This window comes from Verrucomicrobiota bacterium, assembly GCA_016871535.1.
GTDB lineage: Bacteria > Verrucomicrobiota > Verrucomicrobiia > Limisphaerales > SIBE01 > VHCZ01.
Map to the genome: position 1 here is coordinate 1 of VHCZ01000174.1, position 13,118 is coordinate 13,118.

The window sequence follows — 13,118 nt, forward strand, 5'->3', positions numbered from 1 at the left end:
GAATTTTGCCTGGGGCTGCGTTGCTCCTCGGTCACAGCCCCACTGGCGGGGGATGCTCGCTCGTCGCGCCTTGCCCCAGGCCAAATTGGGCGCAACGAACGTGAGCGTATTTACGAAACGGACCACTTAGCCCACGTTCTATGCGCTGAAACTCTCGCCGCAGGAGCAAGTCGTGGCGGCATTGGGATTCTTGACCTTGAACCCGCCGTCTTGAAGAGCGTCCAGGTAATCCAATTCCGATCCCGTGACGTAGAGCGCGCTCTTGGGGTCCACTACAACCTTCACCCCCGCCGTCTCCACCAGGATATCGCGGTTGGCCGGTTGGTTTTGCAGATCCATCTTGTATTGCAGGCCCGAACAACCGCCCCCGACCACGGCGACGCGCAGCACGCCGTTGGGACGGCCTTGTTTGTTCAGAAGCGAAATCACCTTCTTCGCGGCGCTGGGTGTCAGCTTGATGAGACGCTCATCTCCGACGCGAAAACCCGGCTGCGAATTGGCGTTGCTGGTCTTTCCGGCCATCATAATTGGTGCTCGTCTCTGTAGCGCAGAGTTGCACTCTGCCGTATCGCCGATTTGAAATCGGCAGCGCACCGGCAAGCTCCGCAGCGTCCGAATGACCAGCGGTCTGCAGGATGTAATCCTGCGATACAGCAGATTACAAATCCGCGCTACGCCTCAAACTAACGGTGCTCTGGCGGGGCGTCAATCATCGCAAATCGTAATGACGAACCCCGGTGGGGCGAGCGTCCGCGCGAGCCAAATTCAATCGAACTCTGCGATGGATCGGCTCGGCAGGAGCCTCGCCCCACCAAGACTGAACAATCATTGCAAATGTCGCCATTGCCGGCGGGCGAGGAACGGATCGACGCGCGCGACCAGAAAGTAAGCCCAACGCTCTTTGAGTTTGTTCCAGAATGTCCGCGACTTTCCCCAGGTTCGGGCGTCGATTTTCCGGCAGAACGACAAATCACGCTCGAACATGGCGCCCGCCTGCCGGGCCAGGTCCGGATCGGGCAGGCGCAACACCAACTCGTAGTTGATGTAAAGGCTGCGCCGGTCAAGATTGGCTGAGCCGACATAAACGATCCCATCCACCAACACCAACTTCGCGTGCAGGATCTGCGGTTCATACTCGTAAATCTCGATCCCGGATTTGAGATAAGCCTGGTAAAAACGCCGGCTGGATGCTTGCACGAAGGGAACGTCCGATTGGCCGGCCAGAATGATCTGCACCCGGCAGCCGCGCCGGGCCGCGCGCGTCAACGCCCTGCAGATGGGGCGCGTCGGCACAAAGTAAGCCGAGATGATTCGCACACTTAAGGCCCGGCGCAGATCGCTCAGGAGCGCGCGCTTGAGCAGGTTTCGTCCTCGACCGGGCCCGGTCAGCAGAATCTGGCCTTCAGGCGTTGAAATCACCTGGCGAACCGAGGCTCGCCGGAATCTGGCCAGCCTTTTATGGCTGAACTCGGCCATCGCGAACATCGCATCGAACGACGCCCCCAGTTCCCGCGCCATTTCTCCGTGAATCTCCACGCCGCAGTCGCGCCAACCTTGCTCGACCCCGTCGCCCTGGTATTCGGCCGCGATGTTGAAGCCCCCGACAAAAGCCACGGCGCCGTCGCAGACCAGCAGCTTGCGATGGTCCCGAATCGCGTCGCACTCCAGGCTGAGCGGATTGAACCAGCGGACCTCTGCTCCGGCGCGGCGCACCGGCTCCCAGTACTCGTCCGGCAACGTCATCGACCCAAAGGCGTCAATCAAGACTTTGACCTCGGCGCCGCGTTCGGCCGCGCGCTGCAACGCTTCGCGGAACCGCTCGGCGATCGGGCTCGCGCTGAAGATGTACATTTCGAGCCGGACCGAAATCCGCGCCAGCGAGATCGCCCGGAGCATCTCCTCGAACGCTTCGTTGCCTGTTTCCAGCCAGCGAAAGGGTGCGGGGGCCGATGCCGAGTTTTTCGATGTCACAACTTGCGCAGGAAATTAGCCGAAGTCGTTACAGCGTTGAACCAGGAAAAGCAGTTGGGCCCACGGATCATACCAATACTGATCACTGAGTCTTCCGTCACCTCGGACCGTCCACATCACCGCCACCGCTGTCCAGGAAATCCAACTACGTGCCACGTTTTGGCAGCGCGGATTTCCTCAGACACGCACAATCCCGGCACACGGCGATTACGCGCGCGTCGCGGCGGTCGTGCCGCCACGAGGAATCTCGCGAAAATGGCGCAAGAGGGCCGTTCGGCGCGCTTCCTGAGCCTCGCGCCCTGACCCCGCGCCGACCAGCGGTCCGCGCTCCTTCACCCAGGCCGCAACGTGGCACCCAATATGCACGTCTCAATCAGTTCACAGTCCACAGCGTTCACAGCGCACTCTATGGCAAAGACCCGGCTCGAAGACCCAATCTCGATCCGGGAGCAATTACAGCGCGAAGCCGTGTTCTCCAGTCTGGGCCGCCATCTGAGCGTGGCGAATTCGCCCAAAGAAGCCGCCCGGGTGATCGTGGATGCCGCTCAGAACCTGATCGGCTGGGATGTTTGCAGCTTCGGCCTGCACACGCGCGACCTCGGTCGGACCGAGCCGATCTTGCAGGTCGAGATCGTGAATAGCCAGTGGGTCGAGGTCACGCCGAATCACACGGATAGCGAAACCGCCTTCTTTACCCGGCAAGCCATCACGGACGGGGCCAGGCTGGTCGATCGCGGGTCACTGCCTGAAGAACCCGGAATCACTTGCAGGCCGGGAAACCGGACTTGAAAGTCATTTACACCAGCGGCTACAGCGCCGACGTCGTGGCGCCGGGATTTCTCTTGAACTTCAGAATCATGAATCATAGATCACAGATCATAGATTGGACCGCTTTCCGGGAGTTCGGCGCGAATAGACGAACCAACCGGCACCGGCGAGGATGGCTGCGACCACCGCGATGTCCGCCTGATGCGAGTATTTCTGGATGACGGGCCATTGCTCGCGCAATTTCATGCCGCAGATCAAAAGAAAGGTGTTCCATACCGTCGCGCCAACAAAGGTCGTCCCCAGAAACGGCGTCAGCGGCATCCTTCCAATTCCGGCAGGGATGGAGATGAAGTGCCGGATCACCGGGATGAAGCGGCTGATGAGAATGGTCCAGGTCCCTTTGCGTTTGTGGAAGAATTTTTCGGTCAGCTCCAGGTCGTGCTGGTTCAAAAGAAGATATTTTCCCGCTTTGAGAACGAACGGTTTGCCTCCGTAATAACCCATCCAGTAGGAAAGCAGCGAACCGAGGATCGAGCCAGCGCTGGTCGAACCGATCGCCAGCCAGAGGTTCCATTTGCCGTCCGCGACCTGGAAACCCACGAAAGGCATGACCGCTTCGCTCGGCACGGGCGCGATCATGCTTTCCAACGCCATGAGGAAGCCGGCGCCTGCATAGCCCGTGGTGTCCAGGATCTGGACGGCGATTTCGGAGATTTTCTCGGTGATCATGTTCTCGGCGCGGTCAAACGTGAGCCGAGAAAATGTCAAACCTGACCAGACCGATGCAACGCTAATTTTAATTCCTTTCGGACTGCACTCGGCCCATGACCCGGTAGGGCGAGTCCATCCTGGCGAGCCGCTCGACGTGGGTGGAACACGGCCGACCCAGCTCGCTGGGGACAGGTCATGGGAGGGGCGAATGTGCCCGCGCTCCCCTACTTGAAAATCACCTCGGCCTTCGCGTCCTCCTGATACCGGATATCATGACCCGGCACCCATTCGCCTTTCTTTAGATATTCGGATTTGACGTGCAGCGTTCCGTCCGCGCGAAGTTCGCTGGTCGCGCGCACTTCCGTCACGCCTTCGCCTTCCCAGGTGGCGAGCGTTTTCATAAGTTCAGTTTTGACCAAGATGAGGTTTATGGTTGGTTTGGGCGCGCGCACTCTGTCATTCTCCGCGACAGGCGTCTTGGAAAAAATTTACCACGCGAAGAGATTGGGGACCACGGATGGACACGGATAATCCGTGGTCAGATTTCACCATTCCGGCATTGGCACGAAGTTCAGGTATTCCCCGCGCTGAGTCAGGTAGGCCGACGGGTTCAGGCCGGAAAACCCACGAAAATCATGGACGAAATGGGCCTGATCGTAATAACCGCACGCGCAGGCGAGGTCAGTCCATTGGACCTCTTGCCGCGACTCTACTTGCTGCAAAGCCTGCTGGAACCGCCGGATTAATCGCACCCCATCCAGCGGGCGTCGTTTGCGGACGCACCAAATCCGATCTACCATTTGGGTGCAAGGTCCGTATAATCCTGGCCCATGGCCCACTCCAGTTCTTCTTCCTCGCCTGTTGCATCCGCCGCCGCGTCGCCCCGCCTTCTGTCCCTGGATGCGCTGAGGGGTTTTGACATGTTCTGGATTGTTGGCGCTGAAGGGCTGGTTCATGCGCTCGACAAAATCAGCGACACCGGAGTCGTGCGTGCGCTGGCGAACCAGCTTCGCCACAAAGAGTGGGAAGGCTTCGCTTTCTACGACCTGATTTTCCCACTCTTCGTGTTCATCGTGGGCGTGTCGATTGTGTTTTCCCTGGGGCAGCTCGTGGAGGAGGAAGGCACGCTGGCCGCCTATAAGCGAATCCTTCGCCGCTCGATTCTGCTGTTCGCCCTCGGGTTGTGGTACTACGGCGGCGCGTCGAATGAATGGCCGAACATCCGCGTGATGGGGGTCTTGAATCGCATCGCGCTGTGCTACTTGTTCGCCGGTTTCGTGTTCTGCCACTTCAAAACCAAAGGGATCATCGGCGTCAGCGCGGGCCTGCTCCTCGGTTACTGGGGATTGATGTCGTTTGTGCCCGTGCCAGGAATCGGCGCCGGTTCCTTCGCCCCCGGCGCAAATCTCGCCAATTACATCGACAAGCTTTATCTCCCCGGCAAGCGCTACGATGGCGACTGGGATCCCGAAGGGTTGCTCAGCACCCTGCCTGCGGTTGCGACGTGCTTGCTCGGCGTGCTGGCCGGGTTCCTTCTGAAGAACGACGCCGTGGCGCCGCGCCAGAAAGTGGCGTTTCTGATCGGCGGCGGCATCGTCGGCGTGTTGCTTGGTTTTCTTTGGGGACTGCAATTCCCGGTGATCAAGAAGATATGGACTTCTTCCTACGTCCTGGTCGCCGGCGGCTACAGTTGCGTTCTGCTCGGACTCTTTTACCAGGTGATCGAAGTGTGGAAGTTTCAGAAATGGGCCGTGCCGTTTGTCTGGATTGGCATGAACCCGATCACGATTTACGTGCTCGACAACGTCGTCAATTTCGAGCGCCTGGCCGCGCGGTTCGCCGGCGGAAACGTCAAGAACTTCTTCGACACCGCGGTCACGAAAGGGTTCGGTGATCTGGTGATCCAGATCGTCGGCCTCGGCATGGGCTTCCTGATCGTGCGCTTTCTTTACCAGAAGAAGATCTTTCTGAGACTGTAGCCGTACCGAACGTTTCGATTCGAGCAGGAGTTAACCGAGCAAACGGAGGCCCTGGGCAGAGAGGATTCTGTCGCTTATCTGTCATGGCCCGCGGTACAGTTCTTCCACCGAATCCGTCTTGGGGTTTACAAATTTGGCGACGGCTCAGTGCTCGGTCGCCTGCTCGCAGAATTCCATCGCGGCCACGGCGCGGTTTTGACACGATCTCCGGCAGGATGGCAGCGATCCCTGTTACGCCCGCCTTGTGCCGCTTACCGAGATCAGCGACAAGAACAATTTCAACCTCAACCTCCCGCGCTACATTGACAGCACCGAACCGGAGGACTTGCAGGACGTTGACGGCCGGGATGGACGACAAAGCTCGTAGCGCAGAGTTGCCCTCTGCCGTATCGCAGAATTGTATTCTGCGGGGCGTCTCCCAGTCCGAGCACGCTGGGACTTGCCGGCGCCCTGCCGATTGGAAATCGGCGATACCGCAGATTGAAAATCTGCGCTACGGTTCTCCGGTCGATCTGTCGTCAATCCCACGGTCTGCCCAGTATGGATTGCTCGGCGCCCAATTCGAGTTATGACCGCGTGGTCTGGACGCCCTTGCATGGCCTGCGCTTCGTTTGGAATCTTTGCACCTGGATGGGAAATTTCATGCAACTCAGCCGGCAACGCCGCCGGGAGTACCTTCGCTGGAAGATCCGGACTCTCCGAAAACGGCTGGGGCTGGGCATCTCCGGCAGGAGCGGTTCGTTGGCGACGGTCGAAGCACTGGGCGCTTCGCTCGCCCGCCACTCCACAGACGTCTGCTCGAATCTTTGTGTTCTTTGTGCTCTATGTGGTTGAACTACTTTTTCCAGGTTGAATGAGGTTACGGGTTGCGATCCGGTTCCGGAAAACGCATTTCATCCACGAACGTGTCCTGGAAGCCATCTGCCTCGTTGAGCGGCACGTGCTGAATCTGTTTCAAGATTTGCGCCACCCTGGCGTCGATTTGGTCCAAGTGAAATAGGGCCAGCTTGGCGCCGTGCAGCGCGGTGTTTCCGGCGGGCAGCAAACGATTGGCATTGAAGCTGGCCATCGTGGACGCGCACCTCCGAAATCGCGCCGGTGGCGGCTCTCATGCCCAGGGAAATGCGCGCGCCCTCGAACGCGGGCCCCGCCGCCGTGGAAGCGCACAGCATCCGTTCGGAATTTCCGACGAGGATTTCCCCGTTGGTTCCCAGATCAATGAGCGCCTCCAGATCGCGGCTCTCGTGCAGCCGCGTCGTCAGGACCCCGGCCAAAATATCGCTGCCGACGAATCCTCCGATGCACGGCAGGAATCGCACGACCGGGTCGCCGCGCAGCCGCCAGCCCAGATACGAGGCGCGAAAGGTCTGCAGCCCGTAATACTCGGGTTCGAACGGGTAATGCGAGAGCGGCTCAAGATCGATGCCGCAAAAGAGATGGTGCATCACCGTGTTGCCCACGAGGACGACATTCCTCAAGTCCGCCTGATCCTCGCGAACGCATTCGAGGAGGTCTTCGATCAGTTTGCCAATCTGTTTTCGCGCCAGCCGCGTCAACTTGGCCTGGCCTTGCCGCGCGACCGCGAACTCGATGCGGCTCATGATGTCCGCGCCGTAACTGGCTTGCGCGTTCAGGGCCGTCCGGACGCCGAGCACGCACCCGCTGCGCAAATCGAGCAACTGGGCAACGAGGGTCGTGGTGCCCAGATCGACGGCGACGCCCAGCCCGGCTTGCGGCGCAAAATCAAACCACGAATCATCGGACAGGATCGGAATCTCCCATTGGGCGATTTCAAGGGTCGAATCCGTTTCGGCCCTGGTCTGGCACGCCAGGCGCCAGCCGGCATCGATCTCCGGAGCCGTCAGCGCTCGCGATTCGACTTCCGAAACCGGCGGTGGCGTTCCGAGCACGCGGATTCGACATCCTTTGCAGCGGCCGCGCCCGCCGCAGGGGAACTCGACGCCGTAAGCGAAGAGATGATCGTGCAGCGCCGCGCCGCGTTCGACCATGAGCTTCTCGCCGAGAGGCAACAGCTCGATCCGTACGCGATCCGCCATAAGTCTGGAGGCTAGGGCAAACCGTCGGGCATGGGTTTGACTTCGATCAACCGGCCAGGTAGGGCGAGTCCGTCCCCGGCGAGCCGAACGACGAGTTTGGAACACGTGTGATTCGGCTCGCTGGGGACAGGCTCGCCCTACCGAAGGGTTTTTAGAGCAAGCGATCCATTGGATGGTAAACGTACGGCCATGCGGCCGAATCGCCGCACAAACCCGCGCGAAGCGGATTATTCAGGATGTAGGAAACCTTCTCTTCCAATAGCACCCGGCTCCGCAATCGGTGATCAAAAAAGTCCGACTGCCATTCGATCTTCCACGTTCGTGCCGCATATCGTTTCCATGAACGGATCAGGGGTTTCATGCCCTCGTCTCTGGGAAAACAGATAATGCCATGCGCATGATCCGGCATGAGCAGAAAGAGCAGACAATGCCATCTCAAGTGTTGGTGATAGAAGTCAACGGAATCGAGCACTCCTTGGCCGACTCGAGAGTGGCAAAGTTGGTTCTCCCAACGTGGCACGCAACAGATCGTGATGAAGTAGAAACTTCGTTCATCGACCCATTGCGGAATTCCATGGGGAAGCTTCTTGCGAACGGGCAAATCCGGCGAATCGTCCTCCTTCATGGCCTTGGATATTGTCGGAAGCTCGTTCTGGAGCAAGTCGGATTTTACCTACGCTTCAAGCAAGGTAGGGCGAGACCGTCCCGGCGAGCCGAACGACGAGCTTGGAACACGTGTGATTCGGCTCGCTGGGGACAGGCTCGCCCTACCGAAGGGTTTTTAGCGCAAGCGATCTCTTGGACGGCAAACGGATGGCCGGTAGGGCGAGACCGTCCCGGCGAGCCGATTGACGAGCTTGGAACACGTGTGATTCGGCTCGCTGGGGACAGGCTCGCCCTACCGAAGGGTTTTTAGCGCAAGCGATCTCTTGGACGGCAAAACGGATGGCCAGTAGGGCGAGACCGTCCCGGCGAGCCGATTGACGAGTTTGGAACACGTGTGATTCGGCTCGCTGGGGACAGGCTCGCCCTACCGAAGGGTTTTTAGAGCAAGCGATTTCTTGGACGGCAAACGGATGGCCGGTAGGGCGAGACCGTCCCGGCGAGCCGATTGACGAGCTTGGAACACGTGTGATTCGGCTCGCTGGGGACAGGCTCGCCCTACCGAAAGAGGACCGAAGAGGGATTCAAATCGCGCAGGCTTTCTTGACCTTGCTGGCGCCGGCCTGTAAGCAATGGGGCAGCCTTACGCGGCGGTGCTGACGGTGGCGCCGGCCAATCGCGAATGAAATTCCTCTACTTGATCTGGAGCAATCTGAAACGCAGGAAACTGCGGACGATCCTCACCGTGCTCTCGATCCTCGTCGCCTTCGTGCTCTACGGGTTCCTGTGCGCCATTGGCGAGGCCCTGGTCGGCGGAGTGAACGTCACGGCGGCGGATCGCTTGATCGTTCGCCATCGCGTTTCGCTGACGCAATTGTTGCCTGGGTCGTACCAGGACCGGATCGCGCGCGTTCCGGGCGTGGCCAAGGTCACGCACGCGACATGGTTTGGGGGCATTTACCAGGATCCGAAAAACTTTTTTGCGCAAATGCCGGTCGAACCGGAGGAGCATCTCGATCTTTACCCGGAATTCATCCTGCCGGAGGACCAGAAGAACGCCTGGCTCCAAACGCGGACAGGCGCGATCGTGGGCCGGAAATCAGCGGAAAAGTTCGGCTGGAAGATCGGCGATCGCATTCCAATCCAGGCCACGATCTGGGTCAAGGAAGGCGGCCAGCGAACCTGGGAATTCGATCTGGTCGGGATTTACGACGGCGCGAAGAAGGGCACAGACACCACCTCGCTTTACTTCCGCTACGATTACTTTGATGAGGCGCGCGCCTTCGCGAAGGGCACGGTGGGCTGGTACATCGTGCGCGTCGCTGATCCCAACAAGGCGGCGGACGCGGCGAAACTGATCGACAACGAATTCATGAATTCGCCGGCGGAGACCAAAGCGGAAACGGAGGGCGCCTTCGTGCAAGGTTTCGCCAAGCAGGTTGGAAACGTGGGCGCGATCTTGACGGCCATTTTGAGCGCCGTGTTCTTCACGATTTTGCTCGTGGCCGGCAACACCATGGCTCAAGCGGTGCGCGAGCGGACGGAGGAGCTGGCCGTGCTCAAAGCGCTGGGTTTCACGAACGGCCAAGTGCTGGGCATTGTGCTAACCGAGTCTTGCGTGCTGGCCGCCCTGGGAGGCGGGCTTGGTCTGGGGCTGGCGTGGATTGCCATTTCCCAAGGTGATCCCACGGGAGGAGCTTTCCCGATGTTTCACTTGCCGACAAAGGACCTGGGCATCGGATTCGTCTTGGTCGGGGCGCTTGGGGCGATCGCGGGTTTGTTTCCCGCGCTTCAAGCCATGCGGCTGCGCATCGCCGAGGCTCTGAGGAGGATGTGACATGACCAATCCGCTCAATTGGTTTTCGCAGATCATTTCTGTGGTGACGTTTGGGATTCTCACCGTGCCGCAGCGGAAAGGGTCGGCGGCCGCTTCGGTGTTTGGCACGGCCGGCGTGGTGGGGGTGCTCGTGGGAGTGCTCTCGATCGCGCAAGGCTTTCGCGCGGTCATGAAGAACACCGGGGATCCGAGCGTGGCCATGGTCATGCGCAGCGGTTCGGACAGCGAAATGATGAGCGTTTTGGGCGGGAACGAAGCGCGCATCATCGCGGATTTTCCAGGCGTCGCGCGCGGCGCGGAGGGCCCGCTGGCGTCGGCGGAGCTGTTCGTGGTCATCAACCTGCCGAAGCGGTCCACGGGGACCGACGCCAACGTGCCGTTGCGCGGGGTCGAACCCGCGGCCTTCCAGGTTCATAGCGCGATCCAGATCATCGACGGGCGGAAGTTTGACACGGGGCGCAACGAAATCATCGTCGGAGTCGGGGCGTTGGGAGAATTCGCCGGACTCAATCTGGGGTCGAAGCTGAGCGTGGGGCGGAATGAATGGACGGTGGTCGGGATTTTCACAGCGAACGGCGGCATTGCCGAGTCGGAAATCTGGACCGACGCCACCGTCCTGCAAGGCGCTTATCAGGGCGGCAACTCGTTCCAATCCGTCTTTGTCCGGCTCAATTCGCCGGGCGCATTTCAGGAATTCAAAGACGCGCTGACGTCCGATCCGCGGGTGAACGTCAAGGTCGTTCGCCAGAACGAATATTACGCCGAACAATCCACGATCCTCTATAATTTGATCACGGGCCTCGGTTCTTTGATCGCGGCGCTCATGGCCGTCGGCGCCATTTTCGGGGCTTTGAACACGATGTACACCGCCGTGGCCTCCCGGACGCGGGAGATCGCGACGCTGCGCGCGCTGGGGTTCAGGAGCGGTCCCGTCGTGATTTCGGTTTTGATCGAATCGTTGATCCTCTCGTTGCTCGGCGGGGCGATTGGCGCGGCGCTGGCCTATTTCGCGTTCGACGGATTCCGGACTTCGACGTTGAACTGGCAAAGCTTCAGCCAGGTGACTTTTGCGTTTGACGTGACGCAGCAGCTTTTGGTGCAAGGGGCGGTGTATGCTGCCGTGATCGGCTTGTTCGGCGGGTTGTTCCCGGCGATCCGCGCGGCGCGTTTGCCCGTCGCCTCGGCGTTGCGGGAACTGTAGGGCGGTAGGGCGGCCGGATGACCGTCTCGGCGAGCCGATCGACGCGCTTGGATACGTCTGTCTCGGCTCGCTGAGAACAGGTTCGCCATCGCGAGTATGGACAGTTCCCACGGTCTCTCATGTTTTAGGGTCAAGACCTACCTTCGCCGGGCCGGAGAGCTGCTGTTAGAATGCTCACGGGAAACGATTCGCGTTTTCGACGCGGCCGTTACCGCAGGAAAGAGCATATGAAGAATCACGCAAACTCAAAGGCGCAACGGCTGGTTGCTTTGTGCGCCGCAACCACACTGCTGGCCCTCCCAACGATCGCGCTCGGTCGAACCTCTGCCGCCGCGAACTCCAATCCGGAAGGCGGCCTGATCCTGGCGGAAAGGTCCTTCACTAATAGGACGGCCAACGCTCGCTCACTGCATGGGCAGTTCGAGCTTCACGCGCTCGCCTTTGCGCAGCACGGTCACTGGAATCCGGGCGCCCGGCATGCGGTTTTGCACCAGGTAACCGAGCAATTGGCTTTCGCTGAAACGGTCGCTCCGGCCGTCCACCTCGATCAGGACATCGCCCTTCAAGAATCCCGCGCGCTTTGCCGCGGCATGCTCGCCGTACTCACCGACGTGCTCGGCGATCAGTCCCAGTTGTTTGTCCGTGAGATTCGATTTTCGGCGATCTTCCTCCGGCAGTTCGCGCAAACAACAAACCGCCTGCGGCCATGCGCCGAAGGTCCCATGAGGTGGCCCGCCAGGAAATGTCCGCTTTCTTCTTCCACCCTTCCGCCAGCGCGAGGTTGAGGACAGTCTTCTGTCCCGCGCGCAGGACCTCCGCTTTGAGCGTTCCTTGAGCGGGCGCATTGTGCAACACCCATTGCACATCCGCAATGGAGAGCATCGGCTGGCTCTGCAGCGTGAGAATCTCGTCGCCCGCCCTGAAGCCGGCCTTTTCCGCCGCCGAGCCGCCGGCCACTCGCGCGACCGTCGATTTTTCTTGCGGGTTGAGTTCGAGACCGACGACGCCGGGAATCGGCCAGGCGTAAAGCACTTCATCCGGGATCGACTTCTGGTCGCTTCGGTAAAGTCGAAATTCCGCGTCCCGCACCTGATGGCAGTGCACGCAGCTTTGGACGACTTTGCCTTCGTAATCGAGTTTCTCTGCATACTTGCCCTGCAGGAACGGGTATTCGATCGGCACCTTGAAGCGCGGGGCCGGCCCGCGTTTTCCGGCCAGCGACGCTTTGTTGGCGGGAAAACCTCTGTGCATTTCCAAAGCCGCGGCGAGCGCCTTTCGGAAGCCTTCCATGGACATGTCCTTCATCGCGTCCTTGCGATCGGACCGCGAGCCGAAACGCCCATAGAGCGTGCCGTCCGGGTTCATGAAAAACGCGGCGAAGGTGAGGTCGAAGTCAAACTGGAATTGCGCCAGATCAAGCGTGTTGGCCTGGACCAATCAGACGCAAACGAACCGGTCCATCAAATCTCGAACCTGCGGATCGCGACGAACAACCTGTTCGTCAAAACTTCGGCAATCCACTCACGGGATGCACCGGAGAACAACGAGCAGCGGCTTGCCGGTTCGTTTCGCTTCCTCCGTGCCTTTGCCTAGATCGTTATAGACCCAATCACCCTGGGCCTGGACTTGAGTGCGGTCATCCAAAACGCGTTGCCGCCGGTCTTCGGCCGCGAAAGCGGTCAGTGAAGTTAGAATTAGAGAACCCAAGATGATTCCGGTGATGTGTCTCATAGAATGATTTATGATCTGATGCGTGCCGGAATTAGACGCGATGGTTCGGCCAGGATTCAAGCGTTTTCAGCGCCCGCCCGTTTCCAACTCTTCCACCGCTTCCGCCATGGGCTTCATTTTCAGAAAGCAAAACTTCCCCTAAAGTTTTCCCCAGGCGGGCCGATTATCCAGGCATCGGCAGCGGTAGTTAGTCTATCGCACAGGATAACGGAAGACGCCTGCAACGAAGGTTTTCCACCGACATGGATGTCGGTTAACTC

At 59.8% G+C, this 13,118-nt stretch carries 14 protein-coding genes; 5 read left to right on the forward strand and 9 right to left on the reverse strand.

The features are described 5' to 3' along the window. Positions 1-138: 138 nt before the first annotated feature. Complete coding sequence (locus FJ398_19320; protein MBM3840071.1) at positions 139-522, reverse strand: iron-sulfur cluster assembly accessory protein; 384 nt, start codon at positions 520-522, stop codon at positions 139-141. 303 nt (positions 523-825) lie between these two features. Then, a complete protein-coding gene (locus tag FJ398_19325) occupies positions 826-1,971 on the reverse strand; it encodes a cardiolipin synthase B (protein MBM3840072.1) in 1,146 nt (381 codons plus the stop codon). A 408-nt stretch (positions 1,972-2,379) separates the two neighbouring features. Here FJ398_19325 and FJ398_19330 point away from each other — a divergent pair, with 408 nt between their 5' ends. Continuing rightward, the gene (locus FJ398_19330) at positions 2,380-2,760 is read left to right on the forward strand and encodes a hypothetical protein (GenBank protein MBM3840073.1); all 381 of its coding nucleotides are present in this window, start codon (positions 2,380-2,382) and stop codon (positions 2,758-2,760) included. Positions 2,761-2,847: 87 nt separating this feature from the next. Here FJ398_19330 and FJ398_19335 read toward each other — a convergent pair whose 3' ends face one another. Together FJ398_19335 and FJ398_19340 are read right to left on the reverse strand one after the other, a co-directional pair. After that, positions 2,848-3,468, reverse strand: a complete 621-nt coding sequence (locus FJ398_19335; protein MBM3840074.1) for a DedA family protein — start codon at positions 3,466-3,468, stop codon at positions 2,848-2,850. Between the two features lie 527 nt (positions 3,469-3,995). Further along, positions 3,996-4,406 carry an AraC family transcriptional regulator gene (locus tag FJ398_19340; GenBank protein ID MBM3840075.1) on the reverse strand — a complete coding sequence of 137 codons (411 nt, stop codon included), beginning with the start codon at positions 4,404-4,406 and terminating at the stop codon, positions 3,996-3,998. Between FJ398_19340 and FJ398_19345 the strand changes: the two genes are divergently transcribed. Continuing rightward, positions 4,281-5,429 carry a DUF1624 domain-containing protein gene (locus FJ398_19345; GenBank protein MBM3840076.1) on the forward strand — a complete coding sequence of 383 codons (1,149 nt, stop codon included), beginning with the start codon at positions 4,281-4,283 and terminating at the stop codon, positions 5,427-5,429. The two genes, FJ398_19340 and FJ398_19345, sit on opposite strands and share 126 nt — an antisense overlap. A gap of 540 nt (positions 5,430-5,969) precedes the next feature. Then, positions 5,970-6,263, forward strand: coding sequence for a hypothetical protein (locus FJ398_19350; GenBank protein MBM3840077.1), 294 nt, complete (start codon positions 5,970-5,972; stop codon positions 6,261-6,263). Between the two features lie 59 nt (positions 6,264-6,322). On the opposite strand, the gene FJ398_19355 is transcribed toward FJ398_19350, so the two are convergent. Then, a complete protein-coding gene (locus FJ398_19355) occupies positions 6,323-7,486 on the reverse strand; it encodes a DUF4445 domain-containing protein (protein MBM3840078.1) in 1,164 nt (387 codons plus the stop codon). A gap of 151 nt (positions 7,487-7,637) precedes the next feature. Next, complete coding sequence (locus tag FJ398_19360) at positions 7,638-8,111, reverse strand: hypothetical protein (protein MBM3840079.1); 474 nt, start codon at positions 8,109-8,111, stop codon at positions 7,638-7,640. A gap of 660 nt (positions 8,112-8,771) precedes the next feature. Here FJ398_19360 and FJ398_19365 point away from each other — a divergent pair. Both FJ398_19365 and FJ398_19370 read left to right on the forward strand, forming a co-directional pair. Continuing rightward, positions 8,772-9,926 (forward strand): ABC transporter permease, encoded by a 1,155-nt coding sequence (locus tag FJ398_19365; GenBank protein MBM3840080.1) that lies wholly within the window; start codon positions 8,772-8,774, stop codon positions 9,924-9,926. Between the two features lies 1 nt (position 9,927). Next, entirely contained in the window at positions 9,928-11,127 is a 1,200-nt protein-coding gene (locus FJ398_19370; protein MBM3840081.1) for an FtsX-like permease family protein, read from the forward strand. Between the two features lie 404 nt (positions 11,128-11,531). Here the strand turns inward: FJ398_19370 and FJ398_19375 are convergent, their stop codons facing one another. The 3 genes from FJ398_19375 to FJ398_19385 form a co-directional block, all read right to left on the reverse strand. Further along, positions 11,532-11,813: a PDZ domain-containing protein gene (locus FJ398_19375; protein ID MBM3840082.1), complete on the reverse strand. Its 282-nt coding sequence runs from the start codon at positions 11,811-11,813 to the stop codon at positions 11,532-11,534. Then, a complete protein-coding gene (locus tag FJ398_19380; GenBank protein ID MBM3840083.1) occupies positions 11,731-12,564 on the reverse strand; it encodes a PDZ domain-containing protein in 834 nt (277 codons plus the stop codon). The genes FJ398_19375 and FJ398_19380 overlap by 83 nt, the downstream gene beginning before the upstream one ends. 84 nt (positions 12,565-12,648) lie before the next feature. Continuing rightward, positions 12,649-12,858 carry a hypothetical protein gene (locus FJ398_19385; protein MBM3840084.1) on the reverse strand — a complete coding sequence of 70 codons (210 nt, stop codon included), beginning with the start codon at positions 12,856-12,858 and terminating at the stop codon, positions 12,649-12,651. Positions 12,859-13,118 lie beyond the last annotated feature (260 nt).